This is a genomic window from Kitasatospora sp. NPDC028961 (assembly GCF_055564815.1).
Genome location: NZ_JBVHVO010000003.1, coordinates 304,138 through 325,398 on the forward strand (window position 1 = coordinate 304,138; position 21,261 = coordinate 325,398).

14 protein-coding genes and 2 pseudogenes are annotated in these 21,261 nt (G+C 70.5%); 7 read left to right on the plus strand and 9 right to left on the minus strand.

The genetic code is table 11. The features are described 5' to 3' along the window. Positions 1 to 59: 59 nt before the first annotated feature. A complete protein-coding gene (locus ACZ4UX_RS08810; RefSeq protein ID WP_465706125.1) occupies positions 60 to 1,280 on the minus strand; it encodes a hypothetical protein in 1,221 nt (406 codons plus the stop codon). 238 nt (positions 1,281 to 1,518) lie between these two features. Continuing rightward, positions 1,519 to 1,605 (minus strand): annotated as a pseudogene (locus ACZ4UX_RS08815) (glutamine synthetase); the annotation flags it as partial. A gap of 1,036 nt (positions 1,606 to 2,641) precedes the next feature. Between ACZ4UX_RS08815 and ACZ4UX_RS08820 the strand changes: the two are divergent. Together ACZ4UX_RS08820 and ACZ4UX_RS08825 are read left to right on the plus strand one after the other, a co-directional pair. After that, positions 2,642 to 4,708, plus strand: coding sequence for a hypothetical protein (locus ACZ4UX_RS08820; protein WP_465706126.1), 2,067 nt, complete (start codon positions 2,642 to 2,644; stop codon positions 4,706 to 4,708). Between the two features lie 345 nt (positions 4,709 to 5,053). Next, positions 5,054 to 5,350, plus strand: a pseudogene (locus tag ACZ4UX_RS08825) (tyrosine-type recombinase/integrase); the annotation flags it as partial. A 75-nt stretch (positions 5,351 to 5,425) separates the two neighbouring features. On the opposite strand, the gene glnA reads toward ACZ4UX_RS08825, so the two are convergent. Beyond that, entirely contained in the window at positions 5,426 to 6,787 is a 1,362-nt protein-coding gene (gene glnA / locus ACZ4UX_RS08830; protein WP_329487371.1) for a type I glutamate--ammonia ligase, read from the minus strand. 150 nt (positions 6,788 to 6,937) lie between these two features. On the opposite strand from glnA, the gene ACZ4UX_RS08835 reads away from it, so the two are divergent. Further along, positions 6,938 to 8,692, plus strand: a complete 1,755-nt coding sequence (locus ACZ4UX_RS08835; RefSeq protein WP_465706127.1) for an NAD+ synthase — start codon at positions 6,938 to 6,940, stop codon at positions 8,690 to 8,692. Between the two features lie 54 nt (positions 8,693 to 8,746). On the opposite strand, the gene ACZ4UX_RS08840 is transcribed toward ACZ4UX_RS08835, so the two are convergent. From ACZ4UX_RS08840 to ACZ4UX_RS08850, 3 genes are all read right to left on the minus strand, one after another. After that, the gene (locus tag ACZ4UX_RS08840; RefSeq protein WP_396487118.1) at positions 8,747 to 9,709 is read right to left on the minus strand and encodes an endonuclease/exonuclease/phosphatase family protein; all 963 of its coding nucleotides are present in this window, start codon (positions 9,707 to 9,709) and stop codon (positions 8,747 to 8,749) included. A 492-nt stretch (positions 9,710 to 10,201) separates the two neighbouring features. Then, the gene (locus tag ACZ4UX_RS08845; RefSeq protein ID WP_396486935.1) at positions 10,202 to 10,834 is read right to left on the minus strand and encodes a TetR/AcrR family transcriptional regulator; all 633 of its coding nucleotides are present in this window, start codon (positions 10,832 to 10,834) and stop codon (positions 10,202 to 10,204) included. A gap of 189 nt (positions 10,835 to 11,023) precedes the next feature. After that, positions 11,024 to 12,652: an MFS transporter gene (locus ACZ4UX_RS08850; protein ID WP_465706128.1), complete on the minus strand. Its 1,629-nt coding sequence runs from the start codon at positions 12,650 to 12,652 to the stop codon at positions 11,024 to 11,026. Between the two features lie 332 nt (positions 12,653 to 12,984). Between ACZ4UX_RS08850 and panB the strand changes: the two genes are divergently transcribed. From panB to ACZ4UX_RS08865, 3 genes are all read left to right on the plus strand, one after another. Further along, complete coding sequence (gene panB, locus ACZ4UX_RS08855) at positions 12,985 to 13,854, plus strand: 3-methyl-2-oxobutanoate hydroxymethyltransferase (RefSeq protein WP_329487377.1); 870 nt, start codon at positions 12,985 to 12,987, stop codon at positions 13,852 to 13,854. 155 nt (positions 13,855 to 14,009) lie between these two features. Continuing rightward, a complete protein-coding gene (locus ACZ4UX_RS08860; RefSeq protein WP_465706129.1) occupies positions 14,010 to 15,032 on the plus strand; it encodes an ATP-binding cassette domain-containing protein in 1,023 nt (340 codons plus the stop codon). Then, on the plus strand, positions 15,029 to 15,841 hold the full coding sequence (locus tag ACZ4UX_RS08865; RefSeq protein WP_329487379.1) for an ABC transporter permease: 813 nt from the start codon (positions 15,029 to 15,031) through the stop codon (positions 15,839 to 15,841). Before ACZ4UX_RS08860 ends, ACZ4UX_RS08865 begins: the two co-directional genes overlap by 4 nt. A 49-nt stretch (positions 15,842 to 15,890) precedes the next feature. Here the strand turns inward: ACZ4UX_RS08865 and ACZ4UX_RS08870 are convergent, their stop codons facing one another. Then, positions 15,891 to 19,256, minus strand: coding sequence for an ATP-binding protein (locus tag ACZ4UX_RS08870; protein WP_465706130.1), 3,366 nt, complete (start codon positions 19,254 to 19,256; stop codon positions 15,891 to 15,893). Positions 19,257 to 19,431: 175 nt separating this feature from the next. Between ACZ4UX_RS08870 and ACZ4UX_RS08875 the strand changes: the two genes are divergently transcribed. After that, a complete protein-coding gene (locus tag ACZ4UX_RS08875) occupies positions 19,432 to 20,247 on the plus strand; it encodes a site-2 protease family protein (protein ID WP_465706131.1) in 816 nt (271 codons plus the stop codon). Between the two features lie 10 nt (positions 20,248 to 20,257). On the opposite strand, the gene ACZ4UX_RS08880 is transcribed toward ACZ4UX_RS08875, so the two are convergent. Together ACZ4UX_RS08880 and npdG are read right to left on the minus strand one after the other, a co-directional pair. Next, a complete protein-coding gene (locus tag ACZ4UX_RS08880) occupies positions 20,258 to 20,452 on the minus strand; it encodes a hypothetical protein (protein WP_329487383.1) in 195 nt (64 codons plus the stop codon). 100 nt (positions 20,453 to 20,552) lie between these two features. Continuing rightward, on the minus strand, positions 20,553 to 21,245 hold the full coding sequence (gene npdG, locus ACZ4UX_RS08885; protein WP_465706132.1) for an NADPH-dependent F420 reductase: 693 nt from the start codon (positions 21,243 to 21,245) through the stop codon (positions 20,553 to 20,555). Positions 21,246 to 21,261 lie beyond the last annotated feature (16 nt).

The following is a 21,261-nucleotide window of genomic DNA, read 5'->3' on the forward strand; positions in this document are numbered from 1 at the left end:
GGACGGTCACGCTGTCCGGCCCCGGCGCGCTGTCCGGCAGCCCGGGGGGACGGACCCGATCATGCGCGCCGTCGGCCGAGCCGCATCGCCGCCACACCCGCCGCGAGGAAAGCGGCCGAGAGGCCGATCAGGATCGGCGTCCCCCGGGAGCCCGTCTCGGCCAGCTCCCCGTGGGGGTGTTCGGCCGGGTGGTGCTCGCCCGCACCGTGCTGGCCGGACGCGTACCCCCCGCCCGAACCGTAGTGCCCGCCCCCGCCGTGCCCGGTCTGCTCGTCGTGCTCGCCGTGCTCGCCGCCGCCGTGGTGAGCCGACTTGCCCGGCGCCTGGCCCTTGGCGACGAGGGTCGCCTTGTTCAGGTTGTGCGAGGCCTGGTGGTTGGACTGGCTCTGCTGGTTGGAGAGGTTGTTGGCCTGCGAGGCCGACTGGTTGTTCTGAGCCGAGTTCTGCGCGCTGTTCTGCGCGGAGTTGTTCGAGTTGCTGGCGGCGCTGTTGTTCGCACTGTTGTTGAGGTTGTTCGTGACGACGTTCTGCACGTTGACGGTCACCTGGACGTGCTGGTCCTGACCCTGGTTCTGCGAGCCGCTCTGGCTCTGCCCCTGGTCCTGCTCGTTGCTCTGACCCTGGGCCTGGCCCTGACCCTGGCCCTGCTCGTTGCTCTGGCCCTGGCCCTGGCCCTGGCCCTGGCCCTGGCCCTGGCCCTGCCCCTGGCCCTGGCCCTCGTGGCCACCGTGGCCCTCATGACCCTCGTGGCCCTCGTGGTGCTCGTGGTGCTGGGGGGAGCAGTCGCAGTCCGCGGGGCCGTGCTCCCCGGGCTGGCCGTGCCAGTCCTCTTCACAGTGCTCGCCACCGCGGGCCGACGAGCCCTCGGGGAGCACGGACTCCGGCTGGGCCATCGGCCGACCGCGTCCGGGACCGCTCTCCTCCGACAGCACGGGCTGCTCGGCGGCTTCGGCGTCGCCCGGCTCCACGAACTCCGACACCGAGCCGTCGGCGAAGGCCTCTCCGGCCTCGGTGCCCTCGTCGCCCCGGTGGGCCGGGCGAAGCCCCGGTGCGGAGTAGACGGTGCTCCGCCCGTTGAAGGTCCAGGTGCTGGTGGTGGAGCCGCTGTCCTCCTCGGCCAGACGCAGGAGGCTGTCGACCCATGCGCCCTGGGCCTCGACCGATTCGGCGGCTGCGCCGTGGTCGACGACGGGCGAGGCGTAGGCCGTGCCGCCGGCGCCCAGGGCGAGGGCGGCCGAGGCCAGTCCGGACAGGACCAGGGTGGTGATTCGAGTACGCATGACACTCCAGGATGATCCGCAAAACGGATCTTCTGAATACTCTCCCGCGTCACCTGGTCACGGCTCGCACCGCTGCAGGGTAACCGCATTGGCCCAACGAATTAGCGTGCGCGGGGGACCCCTGCCCGGACGCCCGCACCGCCCGCTCCCGCCGGAGACCGGCGGGAGCGGGCGGACCCGCACAACGGAACGGGCCCGCTCCGACCGGAGCAGGCCCACTCACGCGGTTGACGGACCGTCAGAGCACCTGGAGGTTCTTCCGCAGCTCGAACGGGGTGACCTCGGAGCGGTACTCCTCCCACTCCTGGCGCTTGTTGCGGAGGAACTGATGAGCCGACGGAGCCCCGTTGGAGCACCCTCAGTCCATCAGCGAGAGCCCGCCAACAAGCGGTCATCATTGAGCCTCATCGGCCACCCCCGGTCGCCCTCGCACGGCCCACGGACGGCCCGACCCCGCACCTACCTTGCTGAGCTCGTTCGACCGAACGAGCTCAGCAAGGCCCAAGATGGCTTCGAAGAGGTGTGCGCCGCCCAAACGGAGCCTCACCTTCTGGGCGGGGATGCATCTCCCTCACCCGCTTCCGAGGTGACCCGGTCTTGCCTCGACACCACCTGCACGAGCAGCCCAAGAACCGCTCGGGCGGCGTTACGCCTGTATGTACGCCGGGACCACACCGCAGGAAGAACTACACCTACGGCCAGGATGACGCCCAGGAGCGTCAGGACGAGGAGCAACGCGACGGCCGAAGTCGGCATCTGCCCAAGAACGGTCAAAGCGACCTACCTCCAGGTTCCATGTACCTCTGCGCAACTGATCTGCGCCAAGGCAGACTGTGGAGGTACGCAGAAGGCCTCTTGAGCCGCAAGTCACAAAACGGCAGGTCAGGGCCTCACAAGAACCATCCGGAGACGGATGCCGGACGGATGCCGGACGGACGGATGCCGGACGGGCAGCAAGGAGAGCGCTGGTGGACTCCAGGGGCGCCATCGAACGCTTCACAGCGGAGCTGGGAGGCCTTTACGCAGCCGCAGGAAGGCCATCACTGGACTCGGTGATCAGTAGAGCCGCGAAGGCAGCCCCTCTGACGCGCCTGAATACTTCTTCTGTCAACGAGTGGATCAACGGAAAGTCAGTTCCTGCTCGACGGCAAGAACTCGCCATCCTTGTGCGGACCCTGGGATCTTGGAATGACTCTGGCGAGGCAGCGTGGGAAGGGTCTCCCAGAACTGGGAGGGAGGCACATCTTGAGCGCCTTCGCCTCGCCGCGCGATCTGAGAAGAGAACAAGGCGAAGTGATGCCACCTCGACCGGCGGAACGACTTCGTTGAGAATTGCCCTTGAAAATCCTTATGCACTAGAAGTGCACAAACCAATCGAAATTGACGAAGTCCCGGCAGGCTTGCCTGCATATATGGCGCGCGCACACGACGACGCCCTCCGTTCTGCCCTGCTCGGCAAAAATCCACAACTAATTGTTCTTGTCGGAGGGTCCTCAACCGGAAAGACGAGGGCCGCATACGAGGCCATCAAAGAATTGCCTCAAGGATGGAGCTTCTATCACCCCATTGCACCCAGCAAGCCGGAGGCACTTCTCGCATTTCTCGAGGATGGGACATGGCCAGAAAAGACAGTAGTCTGGCTCAATGAGCTTCAAGACTACCTTTTTCCGCCCGTCATGGGAGAACGCGTCGCGGCGTCCCTCCGAGTGACACTTTCTCGAAAATCTGAAGTTCTTTTCATCGGGACAATGTGGCCAATCTATTGGCGAGAAGTCATGGCCCAGGCATCGCCAGTGAATGATCGATTTAGCCAATCCCGCGCATTGCTTTCCAGCATGACGCACAGGGTTGACATTACGCCAGATTTTCCCAATTCCACATTAGAGAAGCATGCGCAACTGGACAGCAGGGTAAAAATTGCAGTCGGCCTTTCAAATGGAAGAGTGACCCAGTATCTTGCAGCCGGCCCCGCCCTGCTTGAGTTCTTCAAAGACTCCCGTGAAATTTCGCCGACCGCTTGGGCAGTGCTCAGTGCAGCCATGGACTGGTCGGCAATGAGTGGCTTGAACGCGACAACCCCCGAATTCCTGCGCAATGCCGCGCCCGGATATCTTACGGAAGAGGAGTGGGGTGCAACAGACGCGGAATGGTTCAGCCAGGCTACTGATCTACTAGGGCGGCAGCTCAGAGGTGCCACCTCGCCTCTTGCCCGCCTGAGATCACAGAGAGAAATTAGCAAGGATTTCACATACAAGCTAGCTGATTACCTAGTCCAGCATTCCCAGCAAGAGCGAAATCGATCCCCGGCTCCGGAAAGCTTCTGGCGCGCGGTGGGCAGATTGAGTGGCGACATAAGCGTTCCATATTACATCATTTGGGCCGCCGAAGATCGCGGAAGAGATGCACTGGCAGCCAGGCTCTGGGAGCCCCTTGCCGAAAGCGGCGACCCTGTAGCGATTGCAAGCCTTCTCAAGAACCCGACAGCCGACCCAAAATTGGTCCGCGAGTTGCTAGGGCAGGCAATAGAGGAGCTCGATTATTCAAACCCCGAAGATGTCGGGTTCATGATTTGCCAGCTCCAAGAAGTTGTCGACCATGAAGAGCTAGTAAGCGAACTGGTCGAATTCATTAGCGAGTGCATCCCATCCCTAGGAGCTGGCCCCGCCTTCGAGTGTGCAGTAATTCTAGAAACTCTCGGTGATTATGGGTTTCATGATGCAGCTTCAGAGTTCTCGACAACATTGGCAGAAGAGTGGGTGTACTGCGATTCGGAAGACCCAAGCAATGCACTATATCTCATTGAGACCCTAGTTGACACCAACAGCAAGCGAGCACTTGATTCGAGTAGCGTCATCGCACGGAAGTTCCTTGCCGGCAGGGAAGCGAGCATCGGGGATTTGGCACTTCTGGGCGCCGTAATGAGGGGTAGAGATAGTCAGCTTTTCGAGGATCTGCTGCAGAGAATTCAAGCCCGGGCTGACGAGGTCGACGCCCACGACCTCCTGCAATTGAGACCGCTAATCGGGAATCTGATGAATATGGGGCTGGACAATCTTGCCCTTGACCTTTTGAAGAAGGCTTCCGTTGCAGTGGCCGATCTAGTGATCGACAGCTCGTATGCGCCGCTAGAAATGATCGATTCTTTCCGGGAAGCCGGGTTGCTAGGTGCAGCCGAAAAGCTTTCCGAAAGATTCTCTCGAGAATATAATCCTGTAATCTCTGGCGCGGCGGGGCATGTGGCGGTCAAATTTAAGGAATTGGCCACACCAGAGCATTACCGCGTCTACTGTTGCAGGATGGCGGAGAGTGGCCCGATCTTGCCTCTCGGTGAATCTGAACAGCTTGTGGCGTCTTTGCGGGAGATGGAAGGGCTGGCAGGTATTTATCTGGCACGAGTCGATGAATTCATCGCAATGGAGCGAGGATGAGGGAGCGCTCCAGGATGCCATCGGGCGCCCAACCAGCCCCGCTGGCCCGAGGCCGTCTCGATGGGCAGACGCCCTGGACCCTGGCGGCCTTAACCCGGCAGGGAAACCTTCTACCCTCTGCGGCCCAACATGAATTGGGCAGCTAGCAGCTGGGGCCCCGACCCAGGGGCTGGCAACCGCCCCCCACGATCGTCCATCCTGACTAGGTATCTGCCTAGAGAAGGGAGCGGCTAGTGCCCGAGCGGAGCCCGCGTGGTACCTACCTGCGGATCGCCGACGCGATCGAGAGCGAGATCAGCGGGGACTCCACAGTGACGTCGCTTCCTTCCGAAGCACAACTGATGGAGACCTACAGTCATCCCCCCGCCGGAGAAGGGCAAGCGGCACCAGGCGTCCCGCGAGGACGGCATGCACGCTCTGCGGCACTTCTACGCCTCGGTCCTGCTGGACGCCGGCGAGAGCGTGAAGGCCTTGAGCGGGTACCTCGGGCACAGCGACCCCGGGTTCACGCTCCGGGTCTACACGCACCTGATGCCGAGCAGCGACGGCCGTACCCGCCGGGCCGTGGACAAGCTCTACGAAACGCTCGGATGGACCACCGATCCGACGGCTGACGGCCCCCAGACGGCCCCGGGCGGGTGAAAGGCCTCCGGGTCGGCGGTGCAAGACCGCCGACCCGGGGCTTCCACCCGCCCGGGTAAGAACTCTGACCTGCGACTACAGCACCTGGAGGTTCTTCCGGAGCTCGAAGGGGGTGACCTCGGAGCGGTACTCCTCCCACTCCTGGCGCTTGTTGCGGAGGAAGAAATCGAACACGTGCTCGCCGAGGGTCTCGGCGACCAGCTCGCTGCGCTGCATCAGGTCGATGGCCTCGCCGAGGTTCTGCGGCATCGGCTGGATGCCGAGGGCGCGGCGCTCCGCGTCGGTGAGCGCCCAGACGTCGTCGTCCGCGCCGGGCGGGAGTTCGAGGCCCTCCTCGATGCCCTTGAGGCCGGCCGCGAGGGTGACGGCGTAGGCGAGGTAGGGGTTGCAGCCGGTGTCCAGCGAGCGGACCTCGATCCGGGTGGAACCCTGCTTGCCGGGCTTGTACATCGGGACGCGGATCAGGGCCGAGCGGTTGTTGTGGCCCCAGCAGATGTACGACGGCGCCTCGCCGCCGGCGCCCGCGGTGCGCTGCGAGCCGCCCCAGATCCGCTTGTAGGAGTTGACCCACTGGTTGGTGACGGCGGCCGTCTCGGCGGCGTACTTGAGCAGTCCGGCGATGAAGGACCGGCCGACCTTGGAGAGCTGGTACTCCGCGCCGGACTCGTGGAACGCGTTGCGGTCCCCCTCGAAGAGCGAGAGGTGGGTGTGCATCCCCGAGCCGGGGTGGTCGGAGAACGGCTTCGGCATGAAGCTGGCGTGCACGCCCTGCTCCAGCGCGACCTCCTTCATGACCAGACGGAAGGTCATGATGTTGTCGGCAGTGGAGAGCGCGTCGGCGTAGCGCAGGTCGATCTCCTGCTGCCCGGGCGCGCCCTCGTGGTGGGAGAACTCCACCGAGATGCCCATCGACTCCAGCATCGTGATCGCCTGGCGGCGGAAGTCGTGCCCCACCCCGCGCGGGGTGTGGTCGAAGTAGCCGGACTGGTCGGCGGGGATCGGCGCGGTGCCGTCGCCGGGCAGGTTCTTCAGCAGGAAGAACTCGATCTCGGGGTGGGTGTAGAAGGTGAACCCGAGCTCGGAGGCCTTCTCCAGGGTGCGCTTGAGCACGAACCGCGGGTCGGCGAAGGACGGGGAGCCGTCCGGCATCAGGATGTCGCAGAACATCCGGGCCGTCCCGGGCGTCTCCGAGCGCCAGGGCAGGATCTGGAAGGTGGTCGGGTCCGGCTTGGCGATCATGTCGGACTCGTAGACGCGGGCGAAGCCCTCGATCGCCGACCCGTCGAAGCCGATGCCCTCCTCGAAGGCCTGCTCCAGCTCCGCCGGCGCCACCGCGACCGACTTCAGGAACCCGAGCACGTCGGTGAACCACAGTCGGACGAAACGGATGTCACGCTCTTCGAGCGTCCGGAGCACGAACTCCTGCTGCTTGCCCATGGGGACAGTCTCACCTCTGCTCTTTACGTTCGTGTTACGCCCGGAAACCACCCGAAAGCGACTGTCCCCATCATGGCGGATCGCGGCCGCCGAGGGCAGTGGCAACCCTCGGACGCGACATCGCGTCAGATTGACGATTAGACTCGCGGCATGCCCACTCTCCGTCTCGCCCTGTGCCAGACCGACCCCTGGGTCGGTGATCTCGACCGCAACGCGGACGAGGTGGTACGCCGGACCGCCCAGGCCGTCGAGGCCGGTGCCCGGCTGATCGCCTTCCCCGAGATGGCCCTGACCGGGTACCCGGTGGAGGACCTCGCCCTGCGCCGCTCCTTCGTCGAGGCCTCCCGGTCCGCCCTGGTCGCCCTGGCCGCGCGGCTGGCCGGCGAGGGGCTGGGCGAGGTGCCGGTCGTGGTCGGCTACCTGGGCCGGTCCGACCAGGCCTCACCGCGGTTCGGCCGCCCGGCCGGGTCGCCGCAGAACTGCGCCGCGGTGCTGCACCGCGGCGGGGTGGTCACCCGGTTCGCCAAGCACCACCTGCCCAACTACGGGGTGTTCGACGAGTACCGCTGGTTCGTCCCCGGCGACCAGCTGCCGGTGCTGCGGCTGCACGGGGTGGACGTGGCGCTCGCGATCTGCGAGGACATCTGGCAGGACGGCGGCCGGGTGAGCGCCGCCCGCGAGGCCGGGGCCGGCCTGCTGCTGGTGCTCAACGGCTCGCCCTACGAGCGGAACAAGGACGACGCCCGGCTGGAACTGGTCCGGCGGCGCGCCGCCGAGGCGGGCTGCGCGCTGGCCTACGTCAACATGGTCGGCGGCCAGGACGAGCTGGTCTTCGACGGCGACTCGATCGTGGTCGGCGCGGACGGCGGGGTGCTGGGCCGCTCGCCGCAGTTCGCGGAGCACCTGCTCGTCCTCGACCTCGACCTGCCGGCCGCGAGCAGCGACCACACCGACGGGCTGCTGCTCGCCGACGGCCTGCACCTGGTCCGCCGCGAACTGGGCGGCGAGCCGCTGCCCGCGCCCGCCGCGCCGCTCCGGGCCGAGGTGGCGCCCAGGATCTCGGACGAGGCCGAGATCTGGGCCGCGCTGGTCTCCGGAACCGAGGCGTACGTGCGCAAGAACGGCTTCCGCTCGGTGCTGCTCGGCCTCTCCGGTGGCATCGACTCCGCGCTGGTGGCGGCCATCGCGGTGGACGCGCTGGGGGCCGGGAACGTGCACTGCGTCTCGATGCCGAGCCGGTACTCCTCCCAGCACTCCCGGGACGACGCCGCCGAGCTGGCCCGCCGGACCGGGCTGCACCTCCGGACGGTGTCGATCGCCCCGATGGTCGACGCCTACCTGGCGGCCACCGAGCTGACCGGCCTGGCCGAGGAGAACCTGCAGTCCCGGCTGCGCGGCACGCTGCTGATGGCGATCTCCAACCAGGAGGGCCACCTGGTGCTCGCGCCGGGCAACAAGAGCGAGCTGGCGGTCGGCTACTCCACGCTGTACGGCGACTCGGTCGGCGCGTTCGGTCCGATCAAGGACGTCTACAAGTCGCTGGTCTTCCGGCTCGCCCGCTGGCGCAACGAGGAGGCCGCGCGGCGCGGCGAGCCGGCGCCGATCCCGGAGCACACCATCGACAAGCCGCCGTCCGCCGAGCTGCGGCCGGACCAGGTGGACACCGACTCGCTGCCCGACTACGACCTGCTGGACACCGTGCTCAGCCGCTACATCGAGGGCGACGAGGGCCGGGACTCGATCGTGGCGGCGGGCTTCGACCCGGCGGTGGTCGACCGGGTGGTCCGGCTGGTCGACACCGCCGAGTACAAGCGCCGGCAGTACCCGCCGGGCCCGAAGATCTCCGCCAAGGGCTTCGGCCGGGACCGCCGGCTGCCGATCACCAACCGCTGGCGCCGGGGCTGATCACCGACCGCCGGCGCCGGGGCTGATCACCGGCCGGCGGTCGGCCGCCGGTGGTCACCCCTGGTAGCGGTAGGTGGCCGCGATCGCGAGGTGGTCGCTGCCGTCGTGGCCCAGGGTGCGGGAGTCGGTGGGCTTCAGACCGCCCTTGCTCATGATCTGGTCGATCCGGGCCATCGGGAAGGACGCCGGCCAGCTGAAGCCGAAGCCGTCACCGGCCGCGCCCTGGGCCGAGCGCATCTGCGAGGTGACCGGCGCCAGGCTGCGGTCGTTCATGGTGCCGTTGAGGTCACCGAGCAACAGCACCTTCTTCAGCGACTCGGCCTCGATCGCGTCACCCAGGGCCTGGGCACTGGCGTCCCGCTGGTTGACGGTGAAGCCGCCCTCGGCCTTCAGCCGGACGGACGGCAGGTGCGCGACGTACACCGCGACCGGGCCCTGCGGGGTGCCGACCTGGGCGCGGAAGGCCCTGGTCCAGCCCATCTTGATGTCCACCACCGAGACGCCGCTGATCGGGTACTTCGACCAGAGCCCGACCGTGCCCTCCACCGCGTGGTACGGGTAGCTGTCGGCCAGCCCGGTCTCGTAGGCGCGCAGCGGCCGGCCGGCCAGCTCCTGGAGCGCGACGATCTGGGCGCCCGAGTCCTTGAGCAGCTGCACCGTGCGCTGCGGGTCGGTGTTGGCGGCGGCCACGTTGTGGCTGACCACCGTCCAGTCCCCGGCGCCGCCGCTCTTGTCGCTGAGCAGCCCGCCGAACATGTTGAACCAGATCACCACCGGCAGCAGCAGCGCGATCAGCGCGGTGGCGGAGCGGCGCAGCAGGGCCGGCACCAGCAGGACGGGTACGGCCAGGCCGACCCAGGGCAGGAAGGTCTCCAGCAGGCTGCCGAGGTTGCCGACGGTGTTGGGCACCTCGGCGTGGAAGGCCAGCAGGGCGGCGGCGAGCAGGGCGAGGGCGGCGAGGAGCAGGCCGCGCCGCCAGGGGTTGCTGCCCCGGGCGTCCCGGCCCCAGCCGCGCAGGCCGAGGAACCCGGCGCCGGAACCGGACCGGCCGGAACCCCCCGGACCACCGGGCCCGGGACCGCCGAGGCCACCGGGACCGCCGAGGCCGTGGCCAGGGCCGGGTCCGCCGAGGTCGCCGGCGGCACCGGGGCTACCGGCGCCGTCCGGGCCGGTGCCGGTGCCGGTGCTCCCGGCGGTGGCCGGGGCCCCGCCTCCCGCCGCCGGTGCCGTCCGGTCCGTCCAGTCCGCCTGCGCCATCCCGTGGCTCCCGTTCGTTCGTGCCGTCTGCCGGTCCGACGCGCGACCCCGCCGGAGGGCGGGCACGGTGCCGGACTGGTGCCGGTTTGATCGGATTCCCGGCTCAGCCTATGCCGGGACAGACGCGGGCTCCGGGGAGCGGGTTCCGGCGTGGCCCGGTTTGGTGAGCCAGGCCACGCCGGGGGGCGCACGGAGGCCCCCGCGGCAGGTCGGTCGCGGCAGGCCAGTCGCGACGGAGCGCGGCGGGGCGGGTCAGTCGCGGGCGGCCGGGCCGGCCAGGCCCTGGAGCAGCGCGTCGATCATCGTGGTGGCGAGCTCGGGATCGTCGAGGTCGGACTCCTCCCACAGGATGCTGCGGGTGAGGATCGGACCGATCAGCAGGTCGGCGAGGAGTTCCTCGCCGAGGTCGCCCCGGAGCACGCCCTCGGCGACGCCCCGGCGGATCAGGTCGCGCGCCATCACCCGGCGCGGCCCGATCACCCGTTCCCGGTAGGCCGCGTGCAGCTCGGGCCAGCTGTGCATCTGGCTGAGGGCGGCCTTGAGCACCCAGCGGGAGCGCTTGGCGAGGCCGCGGATGCGCATGTACTCGACCATCGCGATCAGGTCGTCCCGGACGGCGCCGCCGGTGCTCTCCGGGACGGGCGCCTCCAGCCGGCTGACCATGTCGACCAGCAGGGCCTCCTTGTTGGGCCAGCGCCGGTAGATGGTGGCCTTGCCGACGCCGGCGGCGGTGGCGATGCCCTCGATGGTCAGCTCGGCCAGACTGCTGCCGGCCGCCATGAGCTCCTCGACGGCGGTGAAAATGGCCTGCTCGGCCGCCTCGCTGCGCGGGCGGCCCCGCCGCGGGCTCGTGCAGTCCGGCGCGACCGTGGTGTCCGTCTTCATCCCCGCTGGTCTCCCTCGATGGTCGCGGGCGCGCGGCGCCGTTCCAGTACCGATTGTCGTCCGCACTCCGGCCCGGTGGAAGCCGCCGTACGCACATGGCCCCGGCCACCCGGACTGGTCCGGGCGGCCGGGGCCCATTCTCGCTCAGCTCGGCCGCAGCTCAGCCGGGGTCCGGCCGGCCGCGACCGGTCAGGCGTCGGCCGCTTCGGTCTCCCGCACGGGGCCGGCCGCCTTCGCCGGGGCGGGTGCGCCCCCCGGCGCGCCGCCGGGGCCGCCCGCCGTGATCCGGCCGGGGAGCAGGAACCAGGCGAGCAGTGCGCCGACCGCGGTGACTCCGGCCGAGAGGCCGGCCACCACGTGCATGGCGTCGATGAAGGAGGCGTTCGCCGGGCCGATCAGCTCGGCGCCCTGCGGCCCGAGCCGGCCGGCCACGGCCATGGTGGCCTCCAGGGACTCACCGGCCTTCTCCCGCAGCGCGCCGGCCGGCAGCTTGTCCAGCTGGTCGGACATCCCGTTGCGGTAGACGGTGGAGAGCACCGCGCCGAGCACGGCCACCCCGAGCGAGCCGCCGACCTGGCGGAAGGTGTTGTTGATCGCCGAACCGGCACCGGCCTTCTCGCGCGGCAGCGAGCCCATGATCGCGACGGTGACCGGCGGCATCACGTGCGCCATGCCGCTGCCCATCAGCAGGCCGAGGACCACCAGCACCCAGATCGGCGTGTCGACGTCGAGCAGCAGGTAACCGAGGAAGCCGATCGCGATCAGGGCCATGCCGCCGGCGCAGGTGGCGCGGACGCCGAAGCGGTCCACCACCAGCCGGGCCCGCGGGGCGAACAGCAGCTGGGCGGCGGCCAGCGGCAGCATCAGCAGGCCGGCCTGCAGGGCGCTGTAGCCGCGCACGCTCTGGGTGTAGAAGACGCCGAAGAAGGAGACGCCCATCAGCGCGAAGAAGACCACGCCGACGACGACCACGGAAGCGCTGAACACCTTGTTGCGGAACCAGCTGACGTCCAGCGCCGGGTACGCGGTGCGGCGCTCGAACCAGACGAAGGCGACCAGCGCGACCACACCGACCAGCACCGGCCCCCAGGCCTCCGGGGAGGTGAAGTCGGCCAGCTCGCCGCCCTTGATGATGCCGAAGATCAGCGCCACCAGGCCGATGATCGAGAGCAGCACGCCGATCGGGTCGAGCCGGCCCGGGTTCGGGTCCTTGGACTCGGGCACCAGCAGCACCATCGCGATCACGGCGACCACCACGATCGGGACGTTGATCAGGAAGACCGAGCCCCACCAGAAGTGCTCGATCAGCAGGCCGCCGGTGATCGGGCCGATCGCGATGGCCAGGCCGACCGCGCCGGCCCAGATGCCGATCGCCTTGGGCTGCTCGGCGCGCTCGAAGACGTTCATGATGATGGCGAGCGTGGCGGGCATCGCCAGCGCGCCGCCGACCCCCATCAGCGCGCGGTAGCCGATGAGTTCACCCGGCGAAGCGGCCATCGCGGAGAGCAGCGAGGCGATCCCGAAGACCACCATGCCGGCCAGCAGGGCGCGCTTGCGGCCGAACCGGTCACCGAGCAGGCCCGCCGTGAACAGCAGCCCGGCGAAGACCAGGGTGTACGAGTTGATCGACCATTCCAGGTCGCTCTGGCTGGCGCCGAGCCCGGTGGGCGCGGGGGACGCGATGGTCTTCATCGCGACGTTCAGGATCGAGTTGTCGAGGACGACGACGAGGAGGGCGAGCACCAGGGTGCACAGGATCGCCCAGCGTCGGCGGTGGATGGCTTCCGGCACCCGAGGTGGCGCGGCTGCGGTGGTCATTGCGGTCTTCCCGTCCGTGGTGGCGTGTCACTGGCGGGCATTTGCGAGTCGTGTGCGTCTCGTAACCCCCGTGATCACCCTAGCGCGACTTTCGATACGAGACGAATCCGTTTCGTAAAGCTCGGGCAAAGGCGCGGCGCCGGGCCGGTGCGGCGAGCGGCCCCGGGTCGGGCCGCACCGGTCGGCCGCACCGGGCGCCCGGCCGGTGTGCCCTAGATCGCAGCGCGGTCCGGGCACGCCTCTTTGCGCCCGCGCCGGGGCGTGCAAGCATGGAGGGGATCCGGGGACGCCACACGGCGCCACGAGACGACAACCCTTCAGGAGCCTGTTCGATGAACGCTTCTTCGCCTTCGCCTGCCCAGAACCAGGCGTCGACCGCGACCCTCTACGGCGGGGTCACCAACCGCCGCGTCACCGTCCGCGACCTCGCCGCCGCCAAGCAGCGCGGCGAGAAGTGGTCGATGCTCACCGCCTACGACGCCCTCACCGCGGGCGTCTTCGACGAGGCCGGCACCCCCGTCCTGCTGGTCGGCGACTCGGCGGCCAACTGCCACCTCGGCTACGAGACCACCGTGCCGGTGACCATGGATCAGATGGTGATGCTCTCCGCCGCCGTCGTCCGCGGCACCAAGCGCGCCATGATCGTCGCCGACCTGCCCTTCGGCTCCTACCAGGAGTCCCCCGCGCAGGCCATGCACAACGCCGTCCGGCTGATGAAGGACGCCGGGGTCGGCGCGGTCAAGCTGGAGGGCGGCGAGCGCAGCGCCCGGTCGATCGAGCTGCTGGTCGAGGCCGGCATCCCGGTGATGGCCCACATCGGCCTCACCCCGCAGTCCGTGCACGCCTTCGGCGGCTACCCCGTCCAGGGCCGCGGCGACGAGGCGGCGCACCGGATGCTGCGCGACGCCAAGGCCGTCCAGCAGGCCGGCGCCTTCGCCGTCGTCCTGGAGGCCGTCCCCGCCGAGCTGGCCGCCCAGGTCACCGAGCAGCTGGCGATCCCGACCGTCGGCATCGGCGCCGGGGTGGACACCGACGCGCAGGTGCTGGTCTGGACGGACATGGCCGGCATGACGGCGGGCCGGGTCCCGAAGTTCGTCAAGCAGTACGCCGACCTGCGGGCCGTCCTCGGCGAGGCCGCCCGCGAGTTCGCCGCCGACGTGCAGTCCGGCGCCTTCCCGGCCCCGGAGCACACCTTCCACTGACCGGCCGGTACGGGCCCCGCTCCGCTCGGAGCGGGGCCCCACCCGTGCCCGGGACGCCGCGCCGGGAGCGCCGCGACAGCGGGATGACAGCGGGCCGCCCGGGCCCGGGCACACCGTGACAGCAGACTGTCAGTGGGGTCGGACAGTCTGGGGGCATGACACGAATCGCCACTGCCCCGAACGACCGGGGGCCCGCCGCGGGCAATGCCGTAGAGGTGCGCGGCATCGTCAAGCACTACGGCGCGACCAAGGCACTCGACGGTGTCGACCTCACCGTCCGCGAGGGCACCGTGCTCGGCGTGCTCGGCCCGAACGGCGCCGGCAAGACCACGCTCGTCCGGGTCCTCTCCACGCTGATCAAGCCGGACGCCGGCACGGCCTTCGTCGGCGGCTACGACGTGCTGCGCCAGCCCAAGCAACTGCGCCGCACGATAGGCCTGACCGGCCAGTACGCCTCCGTCGACGAGATGCTCTCCGGCTACGAGAACCTCTACCTGATCGGCCGGCTGCTGGACCTCTCCCGCAAGGACGCCAAGGCCCGCGCCACCGAGCTGCTGGAGCGCTTCTCGCTCACCGAGGCCGCCAAGCGCGTCGCCAAGACCTACTCCGGCGGCATGCGCCGCCGCCTCGACCTGGCCGCCAGCATGATCGGCCGGCCCCGGGTCCTCTACTTGGACGAGCCCACCACCGGCCTGGACCCGCGCACCCGCAACGAGGTCTGGGACGAGGTGCAGCGGATGGTCGGCGAGGGCACCACCGTGCTGCTCACCACCCAGTACATGGAGGAGGCCGAGCAGCTCGCGAACGAGCTGACCGTGATCGACCGCGGCCGGGTGATCGCCTCCGGCGGGGTGGCCGAGCTCAAGGCCCAGGTCGGCGGCCAGACCCTGCAGGTCCGCCCGACGCACCCGGGCGAGCTCTCCGAGATGGCCCGCTGCCTGCGCGAGAGCGGCATCGCCGGGGCCACCGTCTCGGCCGACACCGGCCTGCTGTCGGTCCCGATCACCGACGAGGCGCAGCTGACCGCCGTGGTCGGGGTGCTCGGGACCCGCGGTTTCGCCATCGCCGGCATCGACACCCTGGTCCCCAGCCTGGACGAGGTCTTCCTCACCATCACCGGCAAGCCCGCGACCGTCGCGGCCGCCGCCCCGAGCCTCGCCAAGGAGTCCGTCGCATGACCACCGCAACGCTCGCCCCCGCCCGGGTGGAGGACACCCGGATCGGCCTGGCCGGCACCTTCCGGCACATCGGGGCTCTGACCCGTCGCAACCTGATGCGGATCAAGGCGGACCCGGAGTCGATGTTCGACGCGGTGCTGATGCCGATCATCTTCACCGTGCTCTTCGTCTACGTCTTCGGCGGGGCGATCTCCGGCGGCCAGGACGCGTACAAGCAGTACATGATCCCCGGTCTGCTCGGGCAGACCGGCCTCACCCTGGCGATGGCCGTCGGCACCGGTCTGAACAGCGACTTCCAGACCGGGGTGATGGACCGCTTCCGCACCCTGCCGATCGGACGCTCCGCCGTCCTGCTCTCCAAGATCGCCGCGGAGACCTGCCGGGCGCTGGTCTCCTTCGCCATCCTGATCGGCTTCGCGCTGATCCTCGGCTTCGAGGTGAAGACCGGACCGCTGGAGGCGCTGGCCGCGGTCGGCCTCTCGCTGGTCTTCGGCATGTCGATCGTCTGGATCTCGATGCTGCTCGGCATGGCGATGAAGAGCGCCCAGGCCGTCCAGGGAGTGTCCATGCTCGTCCTGATGCCGATGCAGTTCGGCAGCTCGATCTTCGCGCCGACCGACACCATGCCGGGCTGGCTGCAGTCCTTCACCAAGGTGAACCCGCTCTCGGCGCTCGCCGACGCCTGCCGCGCGCTGCTCAACGGCGAGGGCGCGGTGGCCCACCCGGTGCTCATCGTGCTCGGCTGGTCGATCGGCATCACCGCGGTCTTCGCGCCGCTCGCGGTGGCCCGGTTCCGCAAGCGGACCTGAGGGCCCGCACCACCTGGTCCGCCGGCCGGCCGACCCCTGGGACGGGGGGTCAGCCGGCCGGCCAGTCGATCATCCGCTCCAGCAGCGCGTTCGCCTCGGCGATCGAGCGGCAGGCGCCCAGCGCGCGGGCCTCGGCGAAGGCGTCCTCACCGAGGCGGGCCCGCAGGCCCGCCTCGGTCCGCTCGCTCTCCACCCGCTCCAGGTAGCCGCCCTTGGGCCCGGTCAGACCGACGTGCGCGCCGAGCAGGACCGCCGCCCGGCGGGCCGCCTCGTCGTCGTCGTCCCGCTCGGCGTAGGCCCACAGGACACCGACCGCCGGGAGCACCATCATCACGGACATCTGCTCCGCGAAACCGCTCGTGGTGTCCGTCAGCTCACGCAGCAACCGCCGCCCCTCCCGCAGGAGTTCCATCCCGCGGTCCGGATCCCCGGAACGGGCCACCATCCAGCCCCGGGTGACCGTCAGCAGCCCGCCGACCAGGCCGGGGGCGAAGCCGCCCACCTTGGTCCCGCTCAGCTGGTCCAGCTCGCGCAGCGCGGCGTCGAACTCACCGCGCTGGGCGTGCACCGCGCAGAGCATCAGGTGCCCGAAGAGCAGCGCGCCGTTGGCCGCGTGGCTCTCGCCCGGCTCGACCGAGGCCAGGGCCTCCCGGATGTGCCGCTCGCCGGCGTCGAGGTCGATGCCGAGCATCGCCCCGCCGAGCTGTACCTGCAGCATCGGCACCTCCTGCGGGGCGCCCAGCAGTTCGGCCAGCTCGATGGCGCGCTCGTACGCGACGACGGCCTCCTCGGACCGGCCCTCGTTGGACATCGACTCGCCGCGGGCCGCGTAGGCCTGGGACATCCCCCACCGGTCGCCGCAGCGCCGGAACAGCTCCAGCGACTCCTCGCCGTCGCGCAGGGACTGCTCCATCCCGCCGGGCCAGTCGTTCATCATCTTGGCCCGGATCTGCAGGATGAACGCCAGGTCGTTGTCGCTGCCGTGCACGCGGCAGCCGTCCACCGCGTCGTTCAGCAGGTCGCGCAGCAGCTCCAGCTTGCCGGCCAGGAAGGCCCCGAACACCCGCATCAGGCCCGGGAACCGGTAGGCCTGCGGGAGGTCCGGGGTGTAGACGTCGAGCAGGTTCCGGGAGAGCCGCAGCGCCTCCGGGTCGCCGAGCACCTCCAGGTTGCCCTCGAAGAGCCCGACCAGCCGGTACATCACCACCTCGCGGCGGGCCTCCTCGGCCACCCTCGGCGGCAGCGGCATGCCGTACTCCAGCACCGGCCGCTCCAGCGGCCGCAGCGGCAGGGTGGCCGGGTCGAACGGGTCCGGGCCGAGCGCGGCCACCGCCTCGTACCACTCCCGGGCCTCCAGCCCGAAGCCGCGCAGCGACCAGTACCAGCTCATGCCGAGCACGAGGACCAGTGCCTCGTGCTCGTCGCCGCGGTCGACCGCCCGCCGCAGCGCCGCCCGGATGTTCTCCTGCTCCCGCTCCAGCACCGCCAGCCAGGTCAGCTGCTCCGGTCCGTGCAGGCGCAGTTCGGCGGTCCGGACCAGCTCGCGGAAGTGCTCGACGTGCCGGCGCCCGGTCTCGCTCCGCTCGGCCGCCTCGGCCAGCCGTTCGGTGGCGTACTCGTGGATGGTCTCCAGCATCCGGTAGCGGGGCAGGCCCTCGCCGCCCAGGTCGGCCACCAGCAGCGACTTGTCGACCAGCGAGAGCAGGGCGTCCGCGACCTCCTCACGGGGCACCTCGGCCTCGTCGGCGCAGATCGCCTCGGCGTCCTCCAGCCGCCAGCCGCCGGCGAAGACCGAGAGCCGGCGCAGCACCGCCCGCTCCTGCTTGCCCAGCAGGTCCCAGCTCCAGTCGACCACCGCGCGCAGGGTCTGCTGACGGGGCAGCAGGGTGCGGCTGCCGCCGGTGAGCAGCGCGAAGCGGCCGTCCAGCCGGTCGGCGATCTGCCGGGCCGTCATCACCCGCAGCCGGGCGGCGGCCAGTTCGATGGCGAGCGGCAGGCCGTCCAGCCGGCGGCAGATCTCGGCACAGGCGGCCGGATCGCTCTGCGGGTCGAAGCCCGGGCGGGCGGCGGCGGCGCGCTCGACGAGCAGCCGCAGCGCGACCGGGTCGGGCAGCGGCTCGACCGGCAGGACGCTCTCCCCGGGGACACCGAGCGGTTCGCGGCTGGTGGCGAGGACGGTGAGGCCGGGGCACTCGGCGAGCAGCTGGTCGGTGAGGTCGGCGGCGGCCTGGATCAGGTGCTCGCAGTTGTCCAGCACGAGCAGCATCCGGCGGTGGCCGCAGTACTCGACCAGCCGGCGGAGCGGATCCTCCGCGCGGCTCTCCAGCGCCTCGGCGACCAGGCTGCCGGTGTGCAGCAGCGTCTCGCGCAGCCCGAGCGCGGAGACCACCGCGGCCGGGACGGCGAGCGGGCTCTCCAGCGGGGCGAGTTCGGCCAGCCAGACGCCGTCCGGCCAGTGGCCGGCGGCCTGCTCGACGCGGCCGGCCTCGATCGAGAGCCTGGTCTTGCCGGAGCCGCCGGGGCCGGTCAGGGTGACCAGCCGGCTGCCGGCGAGGGCGGTGCGCAGTGCGCCGAGGTCGTCCTCCCGGCCGACGAAGCTGGTGAGCCGGCCGCGCAGATTGCCCGCGCCGCGGGTCGGCGCCGCGGCCGCCGGCGGTGCCTGCTCGGGAGCCGGCGGCGGCCCGGACGGCCTTGGCGCCCCGACCGGGGCCAGCAGTTCGGCGTGCAGGTCCTGGAGGCGGCGGCCCGGATCGGCACCGAGCTCGTCCGCCAGGGCGTGCCTGGTCCGCTCGTAGTGACGCAGCGCCTCGGCGGTGCGCCCGCTCTCGTGCAGGGACCGGATCATCAGGTACTGCAGGGGCTCGTCCAGCGGCTGCCGCTCGCAGAGCTCGGCGAGTTCGGCGGTGAGTTCGGCGGCCCGGCCGAGGCCGAGGTCGGCGGTGATCCGGTGCCGGCGGGCCTCGTCCCGCTGGGCCTCCAGCCGGGTGGCGGGGCCGCCGCGGTCGGGGAGGTCGGCGAGGGCCGGTCCGCGCCAGAGCGCCAGGGCGGCGCGCAGCCGCTCGGCGGCCAGCGCGTGGTCGGCCTCCTCCAGTGCCCGGCGGCCCTCGCCGGCCAGTCGCTGGAAGTCGCCGAGGTCCGTCCGCGGCTCGGTCAGCCAGTAGCCGGCCGGGCCGGAGCCGACCTGGTCGCGGCCGACGGTGCGGCGCAGCCGGCCGACCAGGGTCTGCAGCGCGGCGGAGGAGTCCTGCGGTGGCTCGGTGTCCCACACCTCGTCCACCAGGAGGTCGGCCGGCACCGGCCGTCCCTGCCGCAGGACCAGCGCGGCGAGCAGCGCCCGCAGCCGGGCACCGCCGAGCGGGACCGGCGTGCCGTCGTCGTGGTGGGCGGTGGTGGTACCGAGGATGCCGTAGTGCACCCGCCCATTCTGGTCGATGAAGGGTCGTGCCACGCACGCATTTCCGGGCCGGCCCCGGAGACCGGAACCGGGACCGCTGCTCCGGACGTTCACCGGGGACGGCTTGTCCGGCAACGGGCCCGCCGGGCATGATCGGTCCCCTGCCCGCACCCCAGACCCCCGGAGCGACCACGTCATGACCTTCGCCGCAACGCAGCGCTCGCGCCGCGAGGACCGACGGATCAGCCCGGTGTTCTGGGCCATGCTGGCCACCCTCGCGACCTCCGGCTGGGCGGTCTACGCGGGCTACGGCAACGCCCGGTTCGGGATCTTCCTGTTCGTGGTGGCGGGCTGGATGGTCTCGCTCTGCCTGCACGAGTACGCGCACGCCCGCACCGCCCTGCACGGCGGCGACATCACCGTCGGCGCCAAGGGCTACCTCACGCTCAACCCGCTCAAGTACGCGAACGCGCTGCTCAGCTTCGTGCTGCCGATCGTCTTCGTGCTGCTCGGCGGCATCGGCCTGCCCGGCGGGGCGGTCTGGATCGAGCGGCACCGGATCAACGGGCGGCTCAAGCACAGCCTGATCTCGGCGGCCGGCCCGCTGGTGAACCTGGCCGCCGCGGTGCTGATCCTGGTCCCGGTGGGCGCCGGCTGGCTGGACGGCACCGAGGTGCACGCGGTCTGGAACGGCTACGAGCTGAGCGTGTCGCCGCTGGCGCTGGCCCTGGGCTTCCTGGGCATGCTGCAGCTCAGCGCGACCCTGCTGAACCTGCTGCCGGTGCCGGGTCTGGACGGCTACGGGATCATCGAGCCCTGGCTGTCCCGCAAGGCCCGACGGGCGGTCGAGCCGTTCGCCCCGTACGGGATGCTGGCGATCTTCGCGCTGCTCTGGCAGCCCGAGGTGAACCACTACTTCTTCGAGGCCGTCTACGGCGTGATGGACCTGCTCGGCGTCGACCGGCTGTACGCCCAGGTCGGCCACGACCTGTTCACCTTCTGGAAGAACTAGCCGGCCGGCTTCAGGAGGCCGCGGCGCGCTCGGCCGCGGCCTTCGCCAGCTTCGCCCGGCGCAGGTTCAGCCAGAGGACGTTGCTGGCCACGCCGGCCAGCGGGATCCAGACCAGGCCCACCCAGTCGCCCCGCACCAGGGAGACCACGGCTGCGGCCAGCGCGAGGACGACGACGATCGAGGCGAAGAGGGACGTGCGGGGCATGGCGGGGGGCTCCTAGGGCCGGGTGACGGTCGGCCCCCATTCTCGCCGATCTCACCCCCGGGCCGGGCCCGGGGGTGAGATCGGCGCGCCCCGGCGCCGGTCAGACGTCGGTGATCCGCAGGCCCGCGTGGGCCTTGTAGCGGCGGTTGACCGAGATCAGGTTCGCGACCAGGGACTCCACCTGGTGGGCGTTGCGCAGCCGGCCGGCGAAGACGCCGCGCATCCCGGGGATCCGGGCGGCCAGCGCCTGGACCAGGTCGGTGGCGGCCCGCTCGTCGCCCAGCACCATCACGTCGGTGTCGATCCGCTCGACCGACTCGTCCTGGAGCAGCACCGCCGAGAGGTGGTGGAAGGCGGCGGTGACCCGGGAGTCCGGCAGCAGCGCGGCGGCCTGCTGGGCGGCACTGCCCTCCTCCGGCACCAGCGCGTACGCGCCCTGCTTGTCGAAGCCGAGCGGGTTGACGCAGTCCACCACGATCTTCCCGGCCAGCTCCTCGCGGAGGGCGGTGAGGGTGGCGGCGTGCCCGTCCCAGGGCACCGCGACGATCACGATGTCGCTCTCGCGCGCGGTGGTCGCGTTGTCGGCGCCGCGCACGCCGAGGCCGAGTTCGGCCGCCGAGGCCTCGGCACGGGCCGCGTCGCGGGAGCCGATGATCACCTGCTGGCCGGCCTTGGCGAGCCGGTGGGCGAGCCCCCGCCCCTGGTCGCCGGTGCCACCGAGGACACCGACCACCAGCTGCGAGACGTCCGGCAGCTCGTGGGCCGGGTTTGTCGCTGAATCGAGGGAAGTCATGGGCCGATCCTGCCAA

Coding starts and splice junctions, on each gene's coding strand:
- ACZ4UX_RS08810 (WP_465706125.1), bottom strand. CDS start 1,280: ATGCGTACTCGAATCACCACCCTGGTCCTGTCCGGACTGGCCTCGGCC.
- glnA (WP_329487371.1), bottom strand. CDS start 6,787: ATGGGCAAGCAGCAGGAGTTCGTGCTCCGGACGCTCGAAGAGCGTGAC.
- ACZ4UX_RS08835 (WP_465706127.1), top strand. CDS start 6,938: ATGCCCACTCTCCGTCTCGCCCTGTGCCAGACCGACCCCTGGGTCGGT.
- ACZ4UX_RS08845 (WP_396486935.1), bottom strand. CDS start 10,834: ATGAAGACGGACACCACGGTCGCGCCGGACTGCACGAGCCCGCGGCGG.
- ACZ4UX_RS08850 (WP_465706128.1), bottom strand. CDS start 12,652: ATGACCACCGCAGCCGCGCCACCTCGGGTGCCGGAAGCCATCCACCGC.
- panB (WP_329487377.1), top strand. CDS start 12,985: ATGAACGCTTCTTCGCCTTCGCCTGCCCAGAACCAGGCGTCGACCGCG.
- ACZ4UX_RS08860 (WP_465706129.1), top strand. CDS start 14,010: ATGACACGAATCGCCACTGCCCCGAACGACCGGGGGCCCGCCGCGGGC.
- ACZ4UX_RS08865 (WP_329487379.1), top strand. CDS start 15,029: ATGACCACCGCAACGCTCGCCCCCGCCCGGGTGGAGGACACCCGGATC.
- ACZ4UX_RS08875 (WP_465706131.1), top strand. CDS start 19,432: ATGACCTTCGCCGCAACGCAGCGCTCGCGCCGCGAGGACCGACGGATC.
- ACZ4UX_RS08880 (WP_329487383.1), bottom strand. CDS start 20,452: ATGCCCCGCACGTCCCTCTTCGCCTCGATCGTCGTCGTCCTCGCGCTG.
- npdG (WP_465706132.1), bottom strand. CDS start 21,245: ATGACTTCCCTCGATTCAGCGACAAACCCGGCCCACGAGCTGCCGGAC.